Raw genomic sequence first — 24,103 nt, forward strand, 5'->3', positions numbered from 1 at the left:
CAGGTCCTGTCAATTGTTCAACGCGTACATCACGATGTTGACGCCAAAGCGGGTGTTGTCTTCGGCCAGGAAGCGCTTGTTGCGCCAGTCGTAGTCCCACTCGCAGCCATAGTCCTTGTTGCTGTAGAGCAGGCCCAGCCGACCATCGACCTCGATGCCCTTCAGATAGTCGTGCACCAGGTCGTCGCCCCAGCCGTTGAGTTCGAAGCTGGTGGCGGGCGGACCGTCCGGGAAGCGGAAGAAACTGCGGTACAGCGCGTGGCTGTTGGGCAGTTTCTGCAATGCCTTCGGACCGAACAGGCGGCCCATCTGTGCCTCGAACGAGGTGGCGAACAGCCCGTCGATGTCATGGTTGCAGTCATCGACGAAGACGAAGCCGCCATTTCGCACGTAGCGCACGAAGTTCTGCCGTTCGGCGGCGTTGAACTCCACCAGCGTGTGCCCGGCCAGGTAGCAGAACGGCGCTTCCAGCATGCGCGGGTCGGCCAGGGCCACCACGTGTTCCTGCGGGTCCACGCGCAGCGATGTGTAGTCGATCAGCGAGGTGATCAGGTTGGATGGCATGCGCGCGTCCACGTCCCAGTCACCGGAGTCGTACTGCAGGCGGGTGAACCAGAAGTCATAGCGCGAACTGCGCGGGCCTGCCTGTGCCCAGGCCGGCAGCGCCGCCGCCGAAGCGGCAGCGGCCAACCAGCGCAGGCAGGCCCGGCGATCCATCAGACCGCGTCGGACAGCGAGGTGAAGGTGAAATCGCGCAGCTTCATCGGCGGGATCATCATCACGTAGCTGGATTCATCACCGGCCACCCGCACCGGCTTGCCCAGCTCTTCGATGTTGTTGAGCATGATCACCGGCGACTCGTTGAAGCGGAAGTTCTTCACCGGGTACTTGATCTGGCCGTTCTCGATGTAGAAGGTGCCGTCGCGGGTCAGGCCGGTCAGCAGCACGGTCTGCGGATCGACCATGCGGATGTACCAGGTACGCGTGACCAGGATGCCCTTCTGGGTGCCGCGCACCAGCTCGGCGGTGCTCTTGTCGCCACCGCTCATCAGCAGGTTGCCCGGCGAGGCCTTGGCGGTCTTGCCCTGCTTCTGCGCCCAGAAGCGCGAGTAGTCCAGATTGGCGATCCTGCCGTTCTCGATGATGGCCATGCGTTCGCGCGGCAGCCCTTCGTTGTCCCACGGCAGCACCGGTGCATCCGGATGCCACGGGTCGGCGATCATGGTCACGCGCGGATCGTAGACCTGCTCGCCCAGCTTGTTGCCGCCGCCCTTCTTCGACAGGAAGCTGCGGCCTTCATCGGCCGAGCGTGCACTGAAGAAATTCATCATGAAGCTGATCAGGCCTGCCGCTGCGGCCGGCTCCAGGATGACCGTGTACTTGCCCGGTTCCAGTGCCTTGGCTTCGGCCGATTCGGTGGCCTTGCGCATGGCGATGCGGATGTCCTGGTCAGCCTTGAAGTCCGCCGCGTCCTTCAGGTTGCGGCCGACCCAGCCCGAACCGCGGCCATCTTCGGTGCGCACAGTGCAGGTGTAATCGAAGTTGGTGGTGCGCTGGTAAGCGAAGTTGCCGTTGCTGTTGGCGGTGGCCTGGAAGCCCTGGCCGTCCTCCAGGAAGCCGGCGGCGACCAGGCCGTGGCCGCGGCACGGGGCGATCGAATCGGCAGCAACCTTGGCACGGAAGGCCGGATCGATCGCGGCGGTGGATTCGCTGAAGGTCGGGCTGGCGCGGTAGCTCTGCTTGCCGATGGCCGGCATGAACTCCGGGTTCTCCGGGGCCAGGCGGGCCAGGTCTTCGGCACGGCGTACCACGCGTTCCAGCGCGGCGTCGTCGAACTCGTTGATCGAGGCAGTGCCGACGCGCTTGCCGAAGGCGACGGTGACCGCCAGTTCGGTGTTGTCGACGATGCCGCTGGTGGAGACATTGTTCAGCGCGAAACGGATGTTGCCGCTGATTGCACCGGCCAGCACGGCGGTGCACTCGCCGGCCTTGGACAGGGCGATGACCTTGTCGAGGATGGCCTTGGCCTGGGCTTCGGTGAAGATACTCATGTGTAAGGGCTCCTGACCGGTCAGCCGAGGCTGCGTGCGGTGTTGATGACGTTGATGCCGTTGAAGCGCGCGGTGGACGAGCCGTGCGAGACCGCCGAGACCTGTCCCGGCTGGCCCTTGCCGTCGAAGAACGAACCGCCCAGGCGGTAGTCGCGCTCGTCGGCCACGGCGGTACAGGCGTTCCAGAATTCCGGCGTGCGGATCTGGTAGGCCACGTCTTCCAGCATGCGGGTGATCTGGCCGTTCTTGATCTCGTAGAACAGCTGGCCGCCGAACTGCGCGTTGTAGCGCTGCTGGTCGATCGAGAACGAACCGTCACCGATGATGTAGATGCCGTTCTCCACGTCCTTGATCAGGTCCGGCACGCTCAGCGGCTTCTTGCCCGGTGCCATCGACACGTTGGCCATGCGCTGGAACTGCACGCTGGACCACGAGTCGGCATAGCAGCAGCCGTCGGACTCGGTCTTGCCGAGGATGTGGGCCTGGTCGCGGATGGTCTGGTAGTCCACCAGCTTGCCGTTGCTGATCAGGTCCCAGCGCTTGCACTTCACGCCTTCGTCGTCGTATGCCACTGCGCCGAGGCTGCCTGGCTGGGTCTTGTCGGCGAAGATGTTGACCAGCTCGCTGCCATACTGGAAACGCTGTTCGCGCTTGTCCAGGGTGGCGAAGCTGGTGCCGGCGTAGTTGGCTTCGTAGCCGAGCACGCGGTCCAGTTCCAGCGGGTGCCCAATCGACTCGTGGATGGTCAGCCAGGTGTGCGACGGGTCGAGCACCAGGTCGTACTTGCCCGGCTTCACCGACGGTGCTTTCAGCTTTTCCTGCGCCTGCCGGGCGGCGGCGATGGCGTCTTCCTTCATGTCGTAGGAAGAACTGTAGTTGACCACGCCATTCGGGCTGACCACCTTGCCCGCGGCGGCGCCGTCCAGGTATTCGTAGCCCAGGCCCATCGGCGAGGACAGGCCCGATCGGGTGCGGAACTTGCCGCTGCTCTTGTCGATGGCGGTGACCGTCATCGGCGCCCAGATGCGGTGCACGTCCTGGTCGATGTAGGAGCCATCGGTGGAGGCGAAGTACTTCTGCTCGTTGACCAGGAACAGCATCGAGTTGACGAAGCTGGCACCGGCGCCCATTGCGGCGGCGTTGACGTCCAGCAGCAGGCCGACCTTGTCCTTGATCGGCACCTCCATCGCATTCTTGTGGATCGGCGTGCGCCAGCTCACCTCACCCACGCCCGGTGCCTTGGCCAGCTGCACCGGTGCGGTCTGCACGCCGGCATTGGCCTTGGCGATCGCGGCCGCCTGCTGCGCCGCCTTGGCCACGTCGGCGGTGCCCAGCGCATTGGTGGCGGCAAAGCCCCACGCACCATTGACGATCACGCGGATGCCCACGCCGGTGGACTCGGTGTTCACCACGTTCTGCACTTTGTCTTCGCGGGTGATCACGAACTGCCGCAGGTAGCGGCCGATGCGCACGTCGCAGTAGGTGGCACCGGCCTGGCGGGCGGCAGCCAGCGCCGCATCGGCCAGGCGCTTCTTCAGCCCCAGGTCCAGCGTGCTCTGCAGCTGCTCGGCGGCGATCACCTTGCCGAAGAAGGAGGGCATGATCAGCCCGCCCGCGGTAAGCCCGGTCAGGGCCAGGAAGTCACGTCTTTGCAAGGCTGCTCTCCATATCGAAGGATGGGTGGCTCAAGCGCCGAGACTGCGCGCGGTGTTGATGATGTTGATGCCGTTGAAGCGGGTGGTGGACGAACCGTGCGAGACCGCCGAGACCTGGCCAGGCTGGCCCTTGCCGTCGAAGAACGAACCGCCCAGGCGGAAGTCGCGTTCATCGCAGATGGCCGTGCAGGCATTCCAGAATTCCGGCGTGCGGATCTGGTAGGCCGCATCCTCTACCATGCCGGCGATCTTTCCGTCCTTGATCTGGTAGTACAGCTGGCCGCCGAACTGCGCGTTGTAGCGCTGCTGGTCGATCGAATACGAACCGCGGCCGTGGATGTAGATGCCGTTCTCCACGTCCTTGATCATGTCCGCGACGCTGAGCGGTTGCTTGCCCGGCGCCAGCGAGACATTGGCCATGCGCTGGAACTGCACGCTGGACCAGGAATCGGCATAGCTGCAGCCATGCGATGCATCGCGGCCGAGGATGTGGGCTTCATCGCGGGTGGCCTGGTAGTCGACCAGGATGCCGTCGCGCACCAGGTCCCAGCGCTGGGTCTTGACGCCCTCGTCGTCGTAGCCGACCGCACCGAGGCTGCCCGGCTGGGTCTTGTCGGCGAAGAAGGTGACGATGTCGCTGCCCCAGCGGAAACCGGCATCTCGCTTGTCCAGCGTGGCGAAGCTGGTTCCGGCGTAGTTGGCTTCGTAGCCGAGCACGCGGTCCAGCTCCAGCGGGTGGCCGACGTTCTCGTGGATGGTCAGGAACAGGTTGGATGGGTCCAGCACCAGGTCGTACTTGCCGGGCTTTACCGACGGCGCCTTCAGCTTCTCGCGGGCGTGGCGGGCAGCGGCGATGGCGTCCTCGACCGGGTCGTAGGAATCGCGGTAGGCGGTGATGCCACCCGGCAGATGCACCTTGCCGCGCGCATCGCCATCAAGGAACTCATAGCCCATGCCCATCGGCGAGGAAAGACCGGCGCGGGTGCGGAACTTGCCGCTGGCCTTGTCGATGGCGGTGGCGGTGAACGGCAGCCAGATGCGGTGGATGTCCTGGTCGATGAACGAGCCATCGCTGGAGGCGAAGTACTTCTGTTCGTTGACCAGGAACAGGGTGGAATTGATGTAGTCGGCACCCGCATTCAGCGCGGCGGCGTTGAGCGCCAGCAGCAGTTCGACCTTGTCCTGGATCGGCACCGCCATTGCGTTCCTGCGGATCGGGGTCTGCCAGCGCACCTCGCCGACCGACGGCGTCGGCGCCAGTTGCACCGGCCGGGTCTGGATGCTGGCGTTGGCGCGGGCGATTGCCGCCGCCTGCTCGACTGCCGCGCGCACGGCGGCCTCGGTCTGCTGATGGGTTGCAGCAAAGCCCCAGGCACCGTTGACGATCACCCGCACGCCCACGCCGGACGATTCTCGGTTGGTCACATTGCCGACCTGGTGCTCGCGGGTGATGACCGACTGGTTGAGGTAGCGGCCGATGCGCACATCGCAGTAGCTGGCCTTGGCCGTGCGTGCGGTGGCCAGCGCGACCTCGGCCAAGCGCCGGCGCTGGGCGGTATCGACCGGCGCCAGCAGCTGCTCGGCGGCGATGGCACGGGAATGCGGCAGCAGCAGGCCGGCCAGGCCCAGGCCGGAAAAAGCCAGGAACTCACGTCGTTGCACAGCGTTTCTCTCTCTCGCTTGCGGTCGGCAACGCGCCGGACCGATCACGTCCACTCCTCGACTTTCGCCAGCGCGGCGCAACCGGGCAAGTGACTGCAGTCATGGTTGGGGAGGGTTTCGGCAGGGCTTGCAGCCCTGCACCTGCTCAATGCAACGGCAACGGCCAAAGCCAGAGCCAGAGCCAGAGCCAGAGCCAGAGCCAGAGCCAGAGCCAAAGCCAGAGCGGCATTCCGTGGGTGGGCGGGGCGGTGTCGGATTGCGGGGACGCCGTGAATCCGTCCATGGAGGCTTGGCAGCCGCATCCATGCGGCTGACACCCCGCAATCCGACACCGCCCCAGCTCTGACAGATTCCTGCGGCTGTTGGTAGGTGTCGACCTTGGTCGACACGATTTTTCTGTCAGATATCGAAATGAATCCGGGGTCAGATCCGTTTTCCTGCGGAAAACGGATCTGACCCCAAGAGCCGTTCCAACAGATCGCTGGAAACTGTCGAAGGCGGGGTGGGTCCGGCTGCGGGCTTGGCTGCGGCATGGATGCCGCGGCCAAGCCCCAAGGACGGGTTTACGGCGTCCCCGCAACCGGACCAACCCTGCCATCCCACGGAATGCCAGCTTTTGACGTTGCTCTGGCTCTGGCTCTGGCTCCGGCGGGTGCAGGGCTGCAAGCCCTGCAGACACCCCCTCGTGCACAATGGGGCCGACCCCGCCTGGACACCGTCCTGATGTCGAGCAAGCCGTATTCAGAAGCCTGCGAGCGCAACCGCGAACCCATCGCCACCGCACTCGACCCGTGGATGGGCGACCGCCATCGGGTGCTGGAGATCGGCAGTGGTACCGGCCAGCACGCAGCCTTCTTCGCCGAGCGCTGGCCATGGCTGCGCTGGCAGCCCAGCGACCATCCGGACCATCTGCCCGGCATCGAAGCCTGGCGTGCGGAGGCCGCGCTGCTGAACCTGCTGCCGCCGGTGGCGCTGCAGGTGGAGCTGCCACCGGCAACGGGCCTGGACCTTCCAGAAAGCAGCACGTTCGACGCCGCATTCAGCGCCAACACGCTGCACATCATGGGCTGGGAGTACGTGCAGGTGCTGTTCGGCGCGCTGCCGCCACTGTTGCGTCACGGTGCGCTGCTGGCGATCTACGGTCCGTTCAACTATGGCGGCCGCTATACCAGTGACAGCAATGCGCAGTTCGATGCCTGGCTGAAGGCGCGCGACCCGCGCAGCGGTATCCGTGACAGCGAAGCGGTGCAGGCGCTGGCGGCGGACAACGGGTTTACCCGGTTGGGTGACGTGGCGATGCCGGCCAATAACCGGCTATTGCTGTGGCGGTTGGGGTGAACCACCGGCAGTGCCGGCCGTTGGCCGGCAACCGATTGCCAGGAAGATGCCGGCCAGCGGCCGGCACCACCTTCAGGCCACCTGCACGATATGCAGCGCCTTCGGATTGCGCCACTGCGCCAGCAGGGCCGCTTCGCGCGCCTTGGCCTGCTCGAAATGCGCTTCCTTGACATGGCCGAAGCCGCGGATGTGCTCGGGAATGCTGGCAATCTCCACCGCCAGCGACAGACGGTCATCCTCCAGCCCGTCCAGCAGCATCTGCACCGTCGCCTCGTAATCAGCAATCAGCTTGCGCTCCATGCGGCGCTCCTCGGTGCGTCCGAACACATCGAAGCGGCCGCCACGCAGGAACTTCAGCTTCGCCAACAGACCGAAGACCTTGAACATCCACGGGCCGTATTCCTTCTTCAACAGCCGTCCCTGCTCGTCCTTCTTCGCGAACAGCGGCGGTGCCAGATGGAAGCGCAGCTGGTAGTCGCCCTCGAACTGCTGCTGCAGGCGGCGCTGGAAGTCACCGCTGGTGTACAGGCGCGCCACTTCGTACTCGTCCTTGTAGGCCATCAGCTTGAACAGGTAGCGCGCCACGGTCTCGGTCAGCGCAGTGGAACCGCCGATGCGGTCGGCTTCGGTGGCGCGTACGCGCGCTACCAGGTCACGGTAGCGCTTGGCGTAGGCGGCATCCTGGTACTCGACCAGGAACGCGGCGCGGCGCTCGATCATTTCATCCAGCGAGCGCGACAGGCGGGCGTCGTCCAGCGGCAGGAACGCCACGTCGCCACCGTGCGAGGGCAGGCCACGCAGTTCGCGTTCGTCGCCGGTGTTGCGCGGTGCCGCAGTGGCACCCCATTCATTGCCCTCCCACTCGCCTGGCGGCAGCGGATGCAGCGGGCCCGGGGTGGATTCGGTATCGGTATGGCGGTTGCGCACCAGGCCGGCCGCCTGCTGCACGGCCTGCGGATCGACCACGGCCAGGCGGCCCCAGGCGAAGGCCTGCTGGTTCATCGCCACGGCGGCGCCATTGAGCTCGATGGCGCGCATCAGTGAATCGAACGACAGCGGCACCAGGCCCTGCTGCCAGGCGTAGCCGAGGATGAACAGGTTGGCGGCAATGGCATCGCCCAGCAGCGCGGTGGCCAGCTGGGTGGCATCGAGCAGCAGCGGCTCCTGGCCGCCCAGTGCCACGCGCACGCCGGCGATGATGTCGGCGGCGGGGAACTGCATGTCCGGGCGGGTGGTGAAGGTGCCCGGCATCGCTTCGTAGGTGTTCAGCACCACCTGCGAACGGCCGGCACGCACCTTCGACAGTGCCCAGTAGTCATTGACCACCACCATGTCGCAGCCCAGCACCAGGTCGGCCTCGCCAGCGGCGATACGCACGGCATGGATGTCTTCAGGGCGACGGGCAATGCGGATATGCGTGGTCACCGCGCCGCCCTTCTGCGCCAGGCCGGTCTGGTCGAGCACGGTTGCACCCTTGCCTTCCAGGTGGCCGGCCATGCCCAGCAGCGCACCGATGGTCACCACGCCGGTACCGCCGACGCCGGTGATCAGGATGTTCCAGGGCTGTTCCAGGCTGCCGCGGAGGGTCGGCGCCGGCAGGTTGTCCAGCAGCGTGGACGCATCGCGCTTGCTGCCTTTGCGCGGCTGGCCACCGTGCACGGTGACGAAGCTGGGGCAGAAGCCGTTCACGCAGGAATAGTCCTTGTTGCAGTTGGACTGGTCGATCTCGCGCTTGCGCCCGAACTCGGTTTCCTTCGGCAGCACCGACACGCAGAAGCTCTTCTTCCCGCAGTCACCGCAGCCTTCGCAGACCAGCGAGTTGATCATCACCCGCTTCTGCGGGTCTTCCAGCTTGCCTCGCTTGCGGCGGCGACGCTTCTCGGTGGCGCAGGTCTGTTCGTAGATCAGGATCGACACACCCTTTACTTCGCGCAGGCGCTTCTGCACTTCGTCCAGTTCGCTGCGGTCATGGAACTCGACGTCGCTGGGGAAGTGCTCGCGCTGGCCGGTCCACTTGCCGATGTTGTCCGACAGCACCACGATGGTGTGGATGCCTTCGGCGCGCATCTGCTTTGCAATGTCCGGCACGCTCAGCGGACCGTCCACCGGCTGGCCGCCGGTCATCGCCACCGCATCGTTGTAGAGGATCTTGTAGGTGATGTTGACGCCAGCGGCGACCGCCTGGCGGATCGCCAGCGAGCCGCTGTGGAAGTAGGTGCCGTCGCCGAGGTTCTGGAACACGTGCGGGGTATCGGTGAACGGCGCCTGCCCGGCCCAGGTCACGCCTTCGCCGCCCATGTGGGTGAAGGTGTCGGTGCTGCGGTCCATCCAGGTCACCATGTAATGGCAACCAATGCCGGCCAGCGCACGCGAGCCTTCCGGCACGTTGGTGGAGGTGTTGTGCGGGCAGCCCGAGCAGTAATGCGGTACGCGCGGGAAGCTGGCGCGCGGCAACGCAAGCTCGGCTTCCTTCTCCTGCATCCACTGCAGCCGCTGCTCGATCGATGCGTTGTTGAAGAACTTCTGGATGCGGCGGCCGATCACGCCGGCGATGGTGGCCGGGGTCAGCTCGCCGGTGGACGGCAGGATCCATTCGCCAGTCTCGTCATACTTGCCGACGATGGACGGGCGCTGGCCCCAGCTGGCCGGCCAGTTGAAGAACTGTTCCTTCATCTGACGCTCGATGAAGGCACGCTTTTCCTCCACCACGATGATGTCTTCCAGGCCCTGCGCGAAGCGCGCGATGCCCTGCGGCTCCAGCGGCCAGGTCATGCCGACCTTGTACACGCGGATGCCGATGTCGGCGCAGGCGGCTTCGTCCAGGCCCAGGTATTCCAGCGCCTGCAGCACGTCCAGGTAGCTCTTGCCGGTGGTGACGATGCCCAGCCGCGCGCGCGGCGCGTCCATCACCACCTTGTCGATGCCGTTGGCGCGGGCGAACGCCTGTGCGGCCTTCACCGCATAGCGGTGCAGGCGCATTTCCTGGTCCAGCGGCGGGTCCGGCCAGCGGATGTTGAGCCCGCCGGTCGGCATCTCGAAGTCTTCCGGCAGCACGATGCGGCGCGCCATCGGGTCGACCTCGACCGAGGCCGACGATTCGACTGTCTCGGCGATCGTCTTGAAGCCGACCCAGCGCCCGGTATAGCGGCTCATCGCCCAGCCCAGCAGGCCCATGTCGAGGATGTCCTGCACACCGGCCGGATTCAGTACCGGCATCATCGCGCTGACGAACTCGTCCTCGCTGCCATGCGGCAGGGTTGAACTGCGGCAGGCATGGTCATCGGCGGCCAGTGCCAGCACCCCGCCGTAGCGCGAGGTGCCGGCGGCATTGGCGTGCTTGAACACGTCGCCGCAGCGGTCCACGCCCGGGCCCTTGCCGTACCACATGCCGAACACGCCCTGCACGTTGGCGCCGGGGAACAGGTTGGTCTGCTGGGTGCCCCACACCATGGTGGCGCCCAGGTCCTCGTTCAGGCCGGGGGTGAACTTCACCTTGGCCGCGTCGAGGTGTTTGCGTGCGCGCCACAGCTCCAGGTCGAAGCCGCCCAGCGGGCTGCCGCGGTAGCCGCTGACGAAGCCGGCGCTGTCGATGCCTTCGTGTGCGTCGCGCAGCCGCTGCATCAGCGGCAGCTTCACCAGCGCCTGCACGCCACTCAGATAGATCCGCCCCTCGTTGCGGGTGTACTTGTGGTCGAGCGTGTAGTCACGGTCGATCAGGTCGGTGGAGGAGGGCGACGTGAGTTGCGCGGTACTGGTCATGGCTGGCCCGGTCAGGATCGGCTGGCACCGGCCGCGTGCAGGCACGCGACGGGAAAGGCGCGAATTGTAGCAGCGAGGCCCGGCCGCCCCGGCACTCGCGCCGGCGGCCATGCTGGGGTTAGGATCGGGGAGAGAGAGAGGGGGCTGCGGTTGCGGCCTGGGGAGAAGGGATGTCAGTTGCAGGAAAGATCCTGGGCAGCATGTTGCTGGTCTCGGGAACGGCCCCGGTGTGGGCCGCGCCGGCGGTGCCGGCACCACAGGAGTTCTATTTCGACAGCGATGCGGCCGCCGTGCCCATGATCGTGGTCCAGTCCGACGGGGATGAGCTGGTGGCGCAGCTGCTCAAGCAGCGCGAGCGCGGCCGGCGGACCGTGGAGGCCACCGTGCAGCTGGCGTCGGTGGCCATTGCCCAGGGCCGTACCGAACTGGGTGAACAGCTGTATCGCGAAGCGCTGAAGGATGCGCCGGTGCAGGGCAGCCTGGGCCGTGGCGTGCGCTGGAACTACGGCTGGGACCTGCTGCGTCAGGGCCAGCCCGAAGCCGCCCTGGAGCAATGGCAGGCCGCTGCCGGTGGTTCGCTGAGCAAGCCGGGCTGGTTGCCACCGACCTATGCGCTGGCGCTGTGGCGGGCCGGGCAGAAGCAGGAGGCGGTGCAGTGGTATGCCGCCGCAGTGCGTACCGAGCCGACGCAATGGAGCGACAGCAGCCGCTATGCGCAGTTGCTGCCGTTGTGGCGCGACGACGAGCGTGCCTCGCTGGCCGAAGTGCAGCAGGCCTGGGCGGCCGCGCCGCCGGCCTGGCCCTGAGGGAGGGGGTTGCGCCGGGTTGCACCCGGCACCCGCAGAGGCAACAGCCGAAGCAACAGCAACAGCGGGCAATCCGCGGGATGGCGGGGTGGTGTGGGTTGGCAGGACACGCCGTAAACCCCGCTCCGCGGCCCGGCCCAGCCGCTGGAGGCTGGGCGTTCGGGCGCTTGCGAAGCAGTGCTTCGCAAGCAAAGCGCCCTCACCCATGGGGGCTCGATGGCGCCATCCATGGCGCCATCGGTCCTGCAGCCCCAGACCGCGTCGACCCCGACAGGTTATCGGCGGCGGTGGGTAGATCCACGCCATGCGTGGATGAATCCGCATCGGAATCAACTATTCGATATCTGATCGAAATGCAGCCGAGCGTGGGCTCGGCTCTACAGAAAGCGGCCAGCCGACCGGCTTTTGCTTTTGATCATCTTTTTTCTTCTCCGTGGCGGACGCCCCCGGAAACTGTCAGGGGGCGGGTGGGTAGGCTGCGCAGGGGCGTGAGCCGCATGGATGCGGCGACCGAGCTTACAGGGACGTACTTGCAGCGCCCCCTGCGCAGCCTACCCACCCGGCCAACCACGACTGTCGCTTTGAGCGACCAACCACGAGGGGCTGCGCCGTTCGCGGGAAACCTCAATCGTCCGCGGAAACCGTCCGCCCCGACGCCCACGCGCGCAAGGCCTCGACCTGCTCGGCCATCAGCACCGACAGCGGCCTCGTCGCGCGGATCTCGTTCATCAGCAGCTCGGTGTCCAGCGGCCGGCCTTCGGCGTGCGCTGCGTACAGTCCGGCCACGATCGCCTGCTCGATCTCCGCGCCGGAGAAACCATTCGCCGCGGCCGCCAACGCCGGCAGTGCAAAGTCGTCCCCATTGAGCTGGCGTCGCCCCAGATGCAGCCGCAGCAGTTCCACGCGCACTTCGGGGGTGGGCAGGTCGACGAAGAAGATCTCGTCGAAACGGCCCTTGCGCAGCAGCTCGGCCGGCAGTTCGTGCACCTGGTTGGCGGTGGCGACGATGAAGACCGGCGCCTTGCGTTCGGCCATCCAGGTCAGCAGGTAGCCGAGCACGCGGCGCGATACGCCACCGTCCTCGCCACCACTGGCCAGGCCCTTCTCGATCTCGTCCATCCACAACACGCAGGGCGCCAGCTGCTCGGCCGAGGCCAGCGCCTGGCGCAGGTTGGCCTCGGTCTCGCCGTGGTACTTGTTGTACAGCGCACCCACGTCCAGGCGCAGCAGCGGTACACCGAAGCCGGCGGCGGTGGCCTTGGCCAGCATCGATTTGCCGCAGCCCTGCACGCCCAGCAGCAGCATGCCGCGCGGCGGGTCCAGGCCGGCCGGTGCCGAGCCGGCGATGAAGGCCACCCGGCGCTGGCTGATCCAGCGCTTGAGCCGGTTGGCGCCGGCCACGTCGCCGAAGCGTGCGCTGTCGTGCTCGAAGAACAGGTGGCCGCTGCGGTTGAGCAGCTCGAACTTCAGCCGTGCCAGCTGCGGCAGGTCGTCGTCGCGCAGCGCGCCATCGGCGTAGATCAGCTGGCGGGCGATGCGCCGGGCATCGACCAGGCTCAGGCCCTGCAGGTTCTTCAGGATCTTCTTCACCGCCTCGCTGTCGACCTCGACGCGGCGGCCGCCGTGTTCGCGCGCATAGGCGTCGGCCTCCTCGCGCAGCATCTTCAGCAGGGCGTTGGCATCGGGCAGGCGCGGGTTGAAGCGCACCGCCAGTGCTTCCAGCTCGGCCGGCAGCTCGACCTTGGCGCCGATCAGCACCAGCACGTGCGGTTCGCTGTGGCGGCGCTGGATCAGGTCGCGCAGTGCGCGCTGGTGGCTGGCATAGCCCAGGTAGGGGTGGAAATCGAGCAGCAGGTAGACACCGCGCTGATCAGCCTGGCGGATCATCTGCAGCGCGGCGCTGGCATCGGGCGGGCCGACCGGCGGATCCTCGCGGTCCAGGTCGATGCGGCGCAGGCCCTCGGTGATGGACCAGCGGTGCAGGGCCCGCCACACGTGCATCAGCGTCTGCCGGAACAGTTCAACGATGCGCCCCTCATCCTGGGTCTCGATCACGATCAGGGGGGTATTGGCGCGGATCAGTGCGCTCAGGTCCTGCAGTTCGCTCATGCCGGTTCGATCCTTCGGGGGCGCCACGATAGCAAAGGCGATGGCCACGGGTTCAGCACGGCGCTACCTCCCGTCACCACCGCCGGTGTACGCTCGGGGCACGTACCCGGAAGCGAGGCTGGCATGAAGACGATCCTGGTGGCCGGTTCCAAGGGCGGGGTGGGCAAGACCACCGTCGCCACCCACCTGGCCGCGTACGCGGCATTGCAGGGCAAGGCCACGGTGATCGCCGATGCCGACCCGCAGGGCTCCAGCACCCGCTGGGCACAACGGCGTGCCGGGCTGGAAAGCGCGGTGCTCCCCATCGATGTGTATCGGAAGAAGCAGTGGGCGCAGAAGCTGCCCGACGGTACCGATACCGTCATCATTGATGCACCCGCCGGTGCGCTGGCCGACGATATCCCCCATTTCCTGGACGCGGCCGACGCCGTGGTGGTGCCGGTGCTGCCCTCGGCGCTGGATATCGAAGCCATCGTCGGCTTCCTCAACAGCCTGGCCCAGAACCCGCGCGTGCACAGCCGCAAGCTGCCGGTAGGGCTGGTCCTCAACCGCACCAAACCCTGGACCCAGACCTCGCAGCAGGCATTGCAGATGCTGGCCGAATGGCCGTACCCGGTGGTCGCGCAGCTGCGTGACAGCCAGAGCTACGTGGTCATGACCGGCCTGGGCCGCAGCCTGTTCGACTATCGCTCCGCCCAGGTGCGCGAACACCAGGCGGACTGGGAACCGCTGCTGTCCTGGCTCAAGCTTTGATGCCTGCCTCACTTCTCCTGCTGCATCCTCTTCTCCATGGAAACCCGCGATGCGTGAACTGATCCTGCTGCGCCATGCCCATGCCGAACCCGCCGTTTCCGGCCAGGCCGACCTCGACCGGCCGCTGTCGCCGGTGGGGCTGGCCGAAGCTGAAGCCGCCGGCAAGTGGTTGAAGGAAAACAACCTGCTGCCGGACTGCGTGCTGTGCTCGCCGTCGCGACGTACCCGTGAGACCCTGGAAGCGGTGATGACGGCCATCGGCTATGTCGAGAAGCGCCTGGAAGACCGGATCTACGAAGCCACCCCGGGCACCCTGGCGGCGCTGGTGGACGAACGTCGCGACCTGGACCGGGTGCTGATCGTGGGCCACAACCCGGGCCTGGAGCAGCTGGTGGCCCTGATGACCGACGGCACCAGCAGCGACTACCGGGGCATGCCGCCGGGCGGCGTGGCCGTCCTCGGCTTCCCGCGCGAGGTCTCGATCGAGCCGGGCGTGGCCAGCCTGAACGCGTTCTGGTGGCCGTGATCCGATGAGCCAGGCGCGGCGCAGCCGCTTCCTGCTGCCCGCGTTGCTGGCGCTTGGCCCGGCCTGGGCGGCTGTGCCCCCACCAACCCCGTTGCCGCCGGTGTCCGCCGAAGCGCCGCGGGTACTGCGCCTGGATACCCAGCGCTCGCGGATCGGTTTCGAGGTGCGGACCCGTTTCGGCCAGCGCATCGAAGGCGTATTCCCGCACTTCGAGGGGCGCATCGAGATCCTGTCCGACGGGCGCCACCAGGTGCACCTGAAGATGTTCACCCGTTCGGTGGAGATCCCTGGCAAGGCGCGCTACACCGGCTGGATGCGCGGCGAAGAGTTCTTCGATGCAGGGCGCCATCCGGTGGTCGAGTTCGACTCGCTGCCATACTGGCCGGAGACGGTGGAACAGGGTGGCGACATCAACGGCCGGCTGACCCTGCGCGGCGTCAGCCATCCCGAGTCGCTGCGGGTCGAGAAGGCGGAGTGCGCCCGACCCGGCTATGATTGCGATGTCGTCAGCCGCGGTACCGTGCAGCGAGGCCGGTATGGAATGGACAGCTGGCAGCTAGCCCTGAGTGACCGAGTGACCTTCGTATTGCGTGCGCGCCTGAGCGAGGCGCCGAAACCGTGAACCTCCTGCTGCGTTTACTGGCGCTGGCAACGGTGTTGCTGGGCAGCGGTTGTGCATCGCTTTCGCATGCCGAGCGCGACCGCGCCGAAGCGATCGCCGTGCAGGCGCGCTCGACCGTGGTCGGCTGCCAGCGCGCCGACCGCTGCGCGCAGGACTCACCGCTGCGTGCGCTGGCCGGCCGGGCGTTCACCGAATCCACCCCGGAACAGCCGCGCCACTACGCCACCCTGCTCGACGAGGGCGAAGGTGCGCTGGTGGCGCGCCTGAACCTGCTGCGCAGCGCCACCCGCAGCATCGACCTGCAGACCTACATCTTCGACAAGGACGACAGCGCCCGGCTGGTCATCGACGAGCTGCTGGCTGCATCGCGGCGCGGGTGAAGGTGCGCGTGCTGATCGATCAGCTCTCGGCGATCTCCGACCTGCAGATCCTCGGCGCGCTGTCCGGCGCGCACCAGAACTTCCAGCTGCGGGTCTACAACCCGACCTTCGGCAAGGCCCGGCTGAACTACTTCGACTATGCCGGCAGCGTGCTGTGCTGCTTCCGCCGCTTCAACCAGCGCATGCACAACAAGCTGCTGGTGATCGACGATGCGATCGGCGTGGTCGGTGGCCGCAACTACCAGGACGACTATTACGACTGGGACCGCGAGTACAACTTCCGCGACCGCGACGTGCTGATCGCCGGCCCGGAGGCGCGGGCGATGGCCGCCAACTTCGATGCCTTCTGGCATGCCAGGCGCAGCGTGCCGGCCGAGCGCCTTAACGATGTCGGCCGCACCCTGCTGCGCGAGGGCGTGCCGACCCTGCCGCCGGCCAGCTTCCGCCGCCCCGAGCGGGTGCAGCGGGTCAGTGCCGAAGCCAATGACATGGACTTCGTCAGCCGTTCCTTCGTCGATACCGCCTTGCCGGTGGCCTCGGTGCGCTATGTCGCCGACCTGCCGCGCAAGCACCGGCGCGAGAAGGCCGATGCGCCACTGGCGGGCCAGCACGTGACCGAGCCGCAGCTGGATGCGCTGATCGCCGGCGCGCAGGAGGAGGTGATCCTGCAGACGCCGTACCTGGTGTTGTCCAAGCCGGCGCAGAAGCTGTTCCGCGAGCTGCGCAAGCGCCCGCAGCCGCCGCGGGTGGTGGTGTCCAGCAACAGCCTGGCGGCCACCGACAACCCGATCGTGTATGCGCTGTCGTACAAGTACAAGCGGCGCAACATGCGCGAACTGGGCTTCAACATCTTCGAATACAAGCCGTTCCCGCTGGATGCACCGGTCGACTACCGCAACCTGTTGCCTGATCCGATGGCCGCGCCCGGAGGTGACGACGACGGCGGGCGCAATCCGCTGATTGGCGGCAGCGCCGCGGGCAGCAATGCCGGCGACAGCCGCGATCGCGATGAGCATCCGGCACCCACCGGCAAGCAGGGGCCGGTGAACCACCCGCGCACCGGCAGTGCCTACCAGAACGCGCGCGAGCGCCGCCGCGCGGCCGGCAGCGAGGTCGAGACCCGCCTGCTGCGCACCGAGACCCGGCCCTCCTTCCTGGGCAGCAAGGCGGTCAACAAGCCGTTGCCGGTCACCCGCAAGGGCGCGCGCATGGGCCTGCATGCCAAGTCGCTGGTGGTCGACCGCCGCATCGGCGTGGTCGGCACCCACAACTTCGATCCGCGCAGCGAGAACTACAACACCGAAGGTGCGGTGATCATCGACGACCCGGCCTTCGCCGAGCAGCTGGCCGAGAGCATCCTGCGCGATACCCACCCGCAGAACTCGTGGACGGTGGCGCCGCGGGCCAAGCCGCCGGTGCTGTCCGGGCTCAACTACAGCGTCGGCAAGGCCTCCGAGGCACTGCCGATCCTCGACTTCTGGCCGTGGCGCTATGCCACCGACTACGAGTTCAAGCCCGGCCCGGACTGCCCGCAGCCGCTGCCCCGGCAGGACCCGGACTTCCACCGCTGCTATGTCGCCGTGGGCGATTTCCCCGAGGTCAATGTCGGCCCGAAATGGCTGCTGGTCCGAATGCTGACCGCATTCGGCGCCGGCCTCGTTCCCATCCTCTGAAGGTGCCCGCATGACCCTGGTGTTCCGCGAAGCCGTTTCCCTCGAGCAGCTCAACACGCTCAGCCGCAACACCGCGATCGAGTCGCTGGGCATCGTCTTCAGCGCGGCCGGCGACGATTGGCTGCAGGCCACCATGCCGGTGGACGAGCGCACCCGCCAGCCCTACGGCATCCTGCATGGCGGCGCGTCGGTGGTGCTGGCCGAGACCCTGGGCAGCAGCGCCGGCAACCTGTGCGTGGATACGGCCAAACAGATCTGCGTAGGGCTGGAGATCAACGCCAACCATGTACGCGCCGTGCGCTCGGGCACCGTGACCGGCACCGCTCGTGCACTGCACGTCGGCCGCAGCACCCAGCTGTGGGAGATCCGCATCGAGGACGAGCAGGGCCGCCTGGTGTGCATCTCGCGGCTGACCCTGGCGGTGGTGGCGGCCGGCCACGGCTGAGTCCCGGACGGCCGGTGACGGCAGCGGAACCCAGCGTTCCCCGCCGATTGCCCCGGTCGATGGGTGTTATGGCCTAAATCGGCTGGCAGCGATGACGGCCCTCCGGTATCGTGCGCGGATGACTTCCCCCACTCCGGCCCCCCGCGGCGGCGTGGCGCGTGTGTGCCGTTACCTGTACCGCGTACCGCTGCTGTTGGTCCACATCATCGTGTTCCTGCCGCTCATCCTGATCGGCATGCTTCGGCCGTGGGGCGAACTGCGCGTGGGCGAGGCGACCCTGGGGGCCAAAGTGGTCAACTGGTGGCAGGGCGGGCTGATGTGGATCTTCGGCTTCCGCCTGGTGCAGATCGGCACGCCGCTGCCCGGCGCCGTGCTGTTCGTCGCCAACCACGTCAGCTGGGTCGACATCTGCATCCTGCACAGCCAGCGCATGATGGGCTTCGTCGCCAAGCGCGAGATCGCCAGCTGGCCGCTGGTCGGCTGGCTGGCCGCGCGTGGCCAGACCATCTTCCACCAGCGCGGCAACACCGAATCGCTCGGTGGCGTGATGCAGGTGATGGCTGACCGCCTGCGCGAAGGCAAGGCGGTGGGCGTGTTCCCGGAAGGGCGCACCCGCGGCGGCCACGAAGTAGGCCCGTTCCATGCCCGCATCTTCCAGGCTGCGGTTGAAACCGGCGTGCCGGTGCAGCCGGTGGCACTGGTGTACGGGCTCAAGGGCGATGCGCAGACCATTGTCGCGTTCGGCCCCGGCGAGAGTTTCTTCGCCAATTTCCTGCGCCTGCTCGGTGAGCCGGCGCGGCGTGCAGAAGTGCACTTCCTGACACCGATCGGTGCGCAGGACCTGGAAGGCCGTCGGCGCATCGCGGAGACGTCGCGCGCGCGCATCGTGGCGGCCATGAGCACCGAGTGAGGGTGCGGTGGCCCTGATCCCGCCACCCGTCCTGGACGCCGGCACGCCGACGCTGCACGCGGCTGACTACCAGCCCCCGCGCTGGCTGCGCAATCCGCACCTGCAGTCGATGCTCAGCTCCAGCCGCATGCGCCTGCAGCGCGGCCTGCTGCTGCTGGCCGCGACCGGTGCGATCAGCGAAGAACTGATCCTCGACGGCGGTGATGGCGTGCGCCTGCAAGGCTGGCACAGCCACATCGAAGGCCGCGAACCCAAAGGCATGGCCCTGCTGCTGCACGGCTGGGAAGGCAGCGCCGAATCCAGCTACATGCGCATGGCGGCCGCGCGCATGCTCGAACAGGGCTTCGACGTGGTGCGGCTGAATTTCCGCGACCACGGCAATACCCATCATCTCAACCCTGGCATCTTCCACTCCAACCTGATCGACGAAGTGGTGCATGCCGCGGGCGATATCGCCCAGCGCTGGCCGCAGTTGCCGCTGGTGGCCGCCGGTTACTCGCTGGGCGGCAACTTCGTGCTGCGCCTGGCCCTGCGCGCGCCAGCGGCCGGCGTGCCGCTGCTGCGCGTGGCCTCGGTATGCCCGGTGTTGGACCCGGCGCTGACCATGGAGAGCATCGAGAACGGCCCGGCGATGTACGACTGGTACTTCCGCCGCAAGTGGGCCGGTTCGCTGCGGCGCAAGCGCGACCTGTTCCCCGAACTGAGCGACTGCGACGACCGCGTACTGAAACTGGACATCCGCGCGCTGACCGCCTGGCTGGTCGAGCGCCACACCAGTTTCGGTTCGTTGCAGGCCTATTTCGATGGCTACTCGATTGCCGGTGATCGCCTGTCCACGTTGCAGGTGCCGGCCGACATCCTGATGGCGCAGGACGACCCGGTGATCCCCTACGCGACCTTCAGCGACTGGCAGCTGCCGCACCAGGCGCATCTGGAAACCGCCAGCTGGGGCGGACACTGTGGCTTCCTGGAAAACTGGCGCGGTGACGGCTTCTCCGAGCGCTGGGTGGCGCAGCGCCTGCAGCGCGTGCTGCAAGGCTGAACCGGCACGGGCGCGCAGGCCGCTACAATGCGGGTTTGCCCTTGAACCGGACCGCCATGCAAGACCAGATCATCCAAGCGTTGCGCCAGAACGAGGCCGACCGGGCCGTGCAGCTGGCCCAGGCGTGGACCCGTGATGAACCCGGCCAGGCCGAGGCCCACCGCTGGCTGGCGCTTGCGCTGCAGCAGCAGGGCAAGGCCGAGGACGCGATGGAGGCCCTGCAGCAGGCGCTGCAGCTGGCCCCGGACAACGCCCAGCTGCACCTGCAGCACGCCGGCCTGCTGCTGGCCCTGCGCCAGTTCGACGGCGCAGGCGAAGCACTGACGCGCACCACCGGGCTGGACCCGAACGCATTCGCCGCGTACCTGATGCAGGCCCACCTGGCGATCGGTCGCAACGATTTCGATGAAGCGCAGCGCCTGTCCACGCTGGCCTCGCGTGTCGAACCGGACCACCCGGAGCTGCTGACCATCGATGGCATGATCGCGCTGCGCCGCGATGATGCCGATCGCGCGCTGACGCTGCTGTCGGCCGCCAACCAGGCCCTGCCCAACGACATCCGCGTGCTTTACGCACTGGGCTTCGCCTACCTGGGCAAGAACATGCTGGCCTTCGCCGAGCAGGCGTTCCGGCGCGTGCTGGAACTGAACCCGACCATCGCCTCATTGCATGGCCTGGTGGTGCAGCTGGCCATGCGCCAGGGCAACCTGGAAGCTGCGGCAGAGGCGATGCAGATCGCGCTGCAGCAGGAAGGCCTGGATACGCCTTCGATGCGCCGCCTGGCCGGCGAACTGGCACTGCGCAGCGGCCAGCCGCTGCAGGCGCTGGAGCACCTGCTGCCGTTGCTGGAATCGCTGCCTGATGACCGCGACGTGCTGCAGCTGCTGCTGATGTCCTGGCAGCGCCTGGGCCGCGAAGACGAGGCCCGCGCCCGCCTGGATGCAGCCCTGGAGCAGCACCCGCAGCTGCACGACCTGTGGCTGGCACGCCTGGCGGTGGAGGAGGTCGGCAGTGCCACCGCCGCCGCCACGGTCGAGCGCTGGATGGACGCGATGCCGGGCCACCTGCCGGCGCTGGAAGCGCGCCTGCGGCTGCACGACATGGTGGGCGAACACGCCCAGGCCGAAGCGATCGCCGAGCGCATCGTCAGCCTCGAACCGGGCCGCGTCAGCGGCGAAACCCGCCTGGTCGAAGGCCTGCTGCAGCGCGATCCGGCCGCTGCGGTCGCCCGCGTGCAGGCGCTGATCGGCATGGCACCGGAAGGCCACCGCGCCGACCTGCGCACCTGGCTGGGTGAGATCCAGGATCGCGCCGGGCAGCACGAAGATGCGCTGCAGACCTGGCTGGCCCTGCAGGCCGACCAGGCCCCGCAGCGCCTGCCGCTGCCGCCGCAGGCCAAGGCACCGCCGAGCTGGCCGGACAAGGGCGAGATCGACGGCGATGCCACCTCCGCGCCGATCTTCCTGTGGGGCGCGCCAGGGTCGGGCGTGGAGCGCGTGGCGACCGGCCTGGCCGCGGCCAGCCCGGTGCTGCGCAGCGACCGCTATACCTCCAACGCACCCGACGACGCCTTCCAGAACTACCACACGCTGCAGGACCTCGCTTCGGGCGTGCTGACGCCGGAGCGGCTGGTGCAGCGCTGGCGCGAACAGCTGCCGTCGCGCGGCGTGCAGGACGACGCGATCATCGACTGGCTGCTGTGGTGGGACAACGCGCTGCTGTGGGCGCTGCGCCCGCAGTTGCCGCAGGGCCGCCTGCTGGTGGTGCTGCGCGACCCGCGCGACATGCTGCTGGACTGGGTGGCCTATGGTGCCGCCGCGCCGCTGGCGATGACCTCGCTGGCCGAAGCCAGCGAATGGCTGGCGCGCGCGCTGGCCCAGGTCGCCGCTTTGCACGAGGACGATCTGTACCCGCAGGTGCTGCTGCGCATCGACCAGATCGGCAACGATCCGCAGGCGATGGCCGAACTGCTGGGCCGACTGTTCGAGCGGCCGATGCCGCCGGCCGCGCAGCTGGGCGCGCCGCGCTTCCCGCCGGGCCACTGGCGCAACTACCGCGACGTGATGAGCGCCGCCTTCGCCAAGCTCACCCCGATCGCGGTGCGCCTGGGTTACCCGGAAGAGTGAGGACACGCCGATGCAACTGAGCAGCCACAGCCTGACCAACGGTGCACCGATCGACCGCGAATTCGCCGCAGGCGATGCCGCGGGCTTCGCACCGGACCGCAATCCGCACCTGGCCTGGAGCGATGTGCCGGAGGGCACCCGTTCGTTCCTGCTGGTATGCGTCGATCCGGACGTGCCGACCGTGCCGGAGACGGTCGGCCGCACCGACATGAGCGTGCCGCGCGACCAGCCCCGCTGTGATTTCGTGCACTGGGTGATGGCCGATATTCCGGCTTCGGTGCGCGAGATTGCCGCAGGCAGCTGCAGCGACGGCTTCGTGGTGAAGGGCAAGACCACGCCGGCCGGGCCGGCCGGCAGCCGCCAGGGCCTGAACGACTTCACCGGCTGGTTCGCCGGCAACCCGGACATGGCCGGTGACTACCTGGGCTACGACGGCCCCTATCCGCCGTTCAACGACGAGCGCGTGCACCGCTACTTCTTCCGCGTGTTCGCGCTGGACGTGGCATCGCTGCAGCTGCCGGAACGCTTTACCGCCGCCGACGCCTACCGGACCATGCACGGCCACGTGCTGGCCGAAGCGGCACTGCACGGCACCTACACGTTGAATCCGGCGCTGGGCTGAGGCGGCATAACGGGTCGTGCCGGCCGCTGGCCGGCAACGCCCGTGTGCTGCTGCATTCGCCCGTGGCAGCCGGCCAGCGGCCGGCTCTACCGCTGACGAAGACGGGCGACCCTGCGGCCGCCCTTTTCATTCGTCCGTACCGGCTACCGGCGCGAACACCAGCACATCGCCGTGCGCATTGCGCAGCAGCAGGCGGCCACGCTCATCCAGCGCAAGCGTCATCTCTGCGCGTGCATTCACCAGCGTGCCGGCGACACGTTCCTGTTCGGCCACCTCGGCCCGCATGCAAGCGGCTGTGGTGATGATGCCGCCCTCAAGAACCAGCCGGTCACCTTGCAGGTGATAGGTGCTGCTTGACTGGTTGCACAGGTTCAACTCGCTCATGTAGCCGGGTTGGAAGCGCAGCGTGTAGGGCGGTCGACCGCGCACGAACAACGCATCAATGCGCCGGCCCTGCGCGTCGGTGGCGCGCGCGAGTTGCCACGGATGTGCCTCGAGCTGCCCGGTGGTGGGCGTGCTGGCAGCGGCCACATCCGTAGACATGGCCAGCAGCGCGGCAATGATGAGGGCGGGGACGTGCTTCATGCCGATCTCCCTGATGCATGCGGGTAGTGCCGGCCGTTGGCCGGCAACATCCGTGTGTTGGCGGTGCTCCGCAAGGCAGCCGGCCAGCGGCCGGCTCTACCCACCACGAAGAAGGGCGACCTCGCGGCCGCCCTCCTGTGGTTTTACTTCTTCTCGATGGCCGACTCGACCACCATGTCCAGTACATACGCCTGCGACGGCGCATCGGCCGGCGGGTTCTTCACTTCGTAGCGCTTCACGCGCACCACGTTGCGCACGCCGTCTTCGTGGGTGTAGCCCTCGATGTTGCCGTAGAAGTTCTCGAACTTGCCCGGCTCACCCTGCTTCAGGCCCTTGTCGTCGAACTTCACTTCGCGCACCTGCAGGCACTGGTAGTCCGGGATCAGCGGGTGCGAGCACTTCTCGGTCTTCGCGGCCACTTCCAGGAACACGGTTTCGCCGGCGCCGCCGTAGCGGGTTTCAGCGGTCGGTTCCGGGTTGAACACCAGCACGTCGCCCTTGGCGTTGGTCAGGGTCAGCTTGCCATCGGCATCCTGCTCGGCCTTCAGTTCGCCCTGCAGGCGGCTCGACACGGCTTCGTCCAGCGCCATCAGCGCCTTGTCGGTGCAGGCCATCATGGTCGAGGCCATCGCACTGACCGTCAGCTTGCCGTCGGCCAGGGTGTAGCCGCCGCCCATGCGGTTGCAGGTGTTGCTGACCGACAGGCGGCCATCAGCGAAGTCCAGGGTGACCGGCTTGTCTTCGCGGGCGAACAGCGCGTCGATGCGCTTGCCGTCGGCGCCGGTGGCCTGCTGCAGCAGCCAGTGCTGGCTCTGCAGGCGCTGCGCATCCAGGTGCGCCAGCGTCTGCTGGTCCGCTGCCTTGGTCGCGGACGGGGCCACGTCGTCGCCGCCATTGCCGGCCGGGGCCGGGGTCTGGCTGCAGGCGGCCATCAGGGCCAGCGGGAGGAGCAGGGTGAGCTTGCGGTTCATGGTGATTCTCCTTGGGGAACCGTGGGGAAAACGGGGTGGGGCCGGCAATGGGGTTACCGTGCGGCCGG

The 24,103-nt window shown here is 67.6% G+C and carries 18 protein-coding genes and 1 pseudogene; 11 read left to right on the forward strand and 8 right to left on the reverse strand.

All coding sequences use genetic code 11. The features are described 5' to 3' along the window. Positions 1-9: 9 nt before the first annotated feature. From DL544_RS00410 to DL544_RS00425, 4 genes are read right to left on the reverse strand one after another with little or no spacing between them, the layout of a single operon-like run. Positions 10-717, reverse strand: a complete 708-nt coding sequence (locus DL544_RS00410) for a DUF4159 domain-containing protein (protein ID WP_005421001.1) — start codon at positions 715-717, stop codon at positions 10-12. Beyond that, complete coding sequence (locus DL544_RS00415) at positions 717-2,051, reverse strand: TldD/PmbA family protein (protein WP_139726574.1); 1,335 nt, start codon at positions 2,049-2,051, stop codon at positions 717-719. The genes DL544_RS00410 and DL544_RS00415 overlap by 1 nt, the downstream gene beginning before the upstream one ends. A 20-nt stretch (positions 2,052-2,071) precedes the next feature. Beyond that, the gene (locus DL544_RS00420; protein WP_164093492.1) at positions 2,072-3,706 is read right to left on the reverse strand and encodes a TldD/PmbA family protein; all 1,635 of its coding nucleotides are present in this window, start codon (positions 3,704-3,706) and stop codon (positions 2,072-2,074) included. Positions 3,707-3,736: 30 nt separating this feature from the next. Beyond that, positions 3,737-5,368: a TldD/PmbA family protein gene (locus DL544_RS00425; protein WP_164093493.1), complete on the reverse strand. Its 1,632-nt coding sequence runs from the start codon at positions 5,366-5,368 to the stop codon at positions 3,737-3,739. 723 nt (positions 5,369-6,091) lie between these two features. Between DL544_RS00425 and DL544_RS00435 the strand changes: the two genes are divergently transcribed. Further along, positions 6,092-6,706, forward strand: coding sequence for a DUF938 domain-containing protein (locus DL544_RS00435; protein WP_005420993.1), 615 nt, complete (start codon positions 6,092-6,094; stop codon positions 6,704-6,706). Positions 6,707-6,778: 72 nt separating this feature from the next. Here DL544_RS00435 and DL544_RS00440 read toward each other — a convergent pair whose 3' ends face one another. Then, positions 6,779-10,465: an indolepyruvate ferredoxin oxidoreductase family protein gene (locus DL544_RS00440; protein WP_139726576.1), complete on the reverse strand. Its 3,687-nt coding sequence runs from the start codon at positions 10,463-10,465 to the stop codon at positions 6,779-6,781. 170 nt (positions 10,466-10,635) lie between these two features. Between DL544_RS00440 and DL544_RS00445 the strand changes: the two genes are divergently transcribed. Then, entirely contained in the window at positions 10,636-11,271 is a 636-nt protein-coding gene (locus DL544_RS00445) for a tetratricopeptide repeat protein (protein ID WP_139726577.1), read from the forward strand. A 624-nt stretch (positions 11,272-11,895) separates the two neighbouring features. On the opposite strand, the gene DL544_RS00450 is transcribed toward DL544_RS00445, so the two are convergent. Further along, positions 11,896-13,380, reverse strand: a complete 1,485-nt coding sequence (locus tag DL544_RS00450) for an AAA family ATPase (RefSeq protein ID WP_005420987.1) — start codon at positions 13,378-13,380, stop codon at positions 11,896-11,898. 123 nt (positions 13,381-13,503) lie between these two features. Here DL544_RS00450 and DL544_RS00455 point away from each other — a divergent pair, with 123 nt between their 5' ends. The 9 genes and pseudogenes from DL544_RS00455 (at position 13,504) to DL544_RS00495 (ending at position 22,479) form a co-directional block, all read left to right on the forward strand. Beyond that, on the forward strand, positions 13,504-14,133 hold the full coding sequence (locus DL544_RS00455; RefSeq protein WP_005420986.1) for a ParA family protein: 630 nt from the start codon (positions 13,504-13,506) through the stop codon (positions 14,131-14,133). Between the two features lie 49 nt (positions 14,134-14,182). Further along, complete coding sequence (locus DL544_RS00460) at positions 14,183-14,659, forward strand: SixA phosphatase family protein (protein ID WP_005420985.1); 477 nt, start codon at positions 14,183-14,185, stop codon at positions 14,657-14,659. 4 nt (positions 14,660-14,663) lie between these two features. After that, positions 14,664-15,281 carry a YceI family protein gene (locus DL544_RS00465; protein WP_005420984.1) on the forward strand — a complete coding sequence of 206 codons (618 nt, stop codon included), beginning with the start codon at positions 14,664-14,666 and terminating at the stop codon, positions 15,279-15,281. Continuing rightward, positions 15,278-17,334: pseudogene (locus tag DL544_RS00470) on the forward strand (phospholipase D family protein). The gene DL544_RS00465 and the pseudogene DL544_RS00470 overlap by 4 nt, the downstream one beginning before the upstream one ends. A gap of 10 nt (positions 17,335-17,344) precedes the next feature. Further along, positions 17,345-17,779: a hotdog fold thioesterase gene (locus DL544_RS00475; protein WP_049414459.1), complete on the forward strand. Its 435-nt coding sequence runs from the start codon at positions 17,345-17,347 to the stop codon at positions 17,777-17,779. 118 nt (positions 17,780-17,897) lie between these two features. After that, complete coding sequence (locus DL544_RS00480) at positions 17,898-18,689, forward strand: lysophospholipid acyltransferase family protein (protein ID WP_065185546.1); 792 nt, start codon at positions 17,898-17,900, stop codon at positions 18,687-18,689. A 52-nt stretch (positions 18,690-18,741) separates the two neighbouring features. Then, complete coding sequence (locus DL544_RS00485; RefSeq protein ID WP_050562730.1) at positions 18,742-19,731, forward strand: YheT family hydrolase; 990 nt, start codon at positions 18,742-18,744, stop codon at positions 19,729-19,731. Positions 19,732-19,787: 56 nt separating this feature from the next. Next, positions 19,788-21,857: a tetratricopeptide repeat protein gene (locus tag DL544_RS00490; protein WP_065185547.1), complete on the forward strand. Its 2,070-nt coding sequence runs from the start codon at positions 19,788-19,790 to the stop codon at positions 21,855-21,857. A gap of 10 nt (positions 21,858-21,867) precedes the next feature. Next, positions 21,868-22,479, forward strand: a complete 612-nt coding sequence (locus tag DL544_RS00495) for a YbhB/YbcL family Raf kinase inhibitor-like protein (RefSeq protein ID WP_065185548.1) — start codon at positions 21,868-21,870, stop codon at positions 22,477-22,479. A 126-nt stretch (positions 22,480-22,605) separates the two neighbouring features. Here the strand turns inward: DL544_RS00495 and DL544_RS00500 are convergent, their stop codons facing one another. After that, entirely contained in the window at positions 22,606-23,064 is a 459-nt protein-coding gene (locus DL544_RS00500) for an META domain-containing protein (protein ID WP_065185549.1), read from the reverse strand. 143 nt (positions 23,065-23,207) lie between these two features. Beyond that, positions 23,208-24,035 (reverse strand): META and DUF4377 domain-containing protein, encoded by an 828-nt coding sequence (locus tag DL544_RS00505; protein WP_139726578.1) that lies wholly within the window; start codon positions 24,033-24,035, stop codon positions 23,208-23,210. Positions 24,036-24,103 lie beyond the last annotated feature (68 nt).

It is taken from the genome of Stenotrophomonas sp. pho (assembly GCF_006228405.1).
GTDB classification, from domain to species: domain Bacteria; phylum Pseudomonadota; class Gammaproteobacteria; order Xanthomonadales; family Xanthomonadaceae; genus Stenotrophomonas; species Stenotrophomonas sepilia.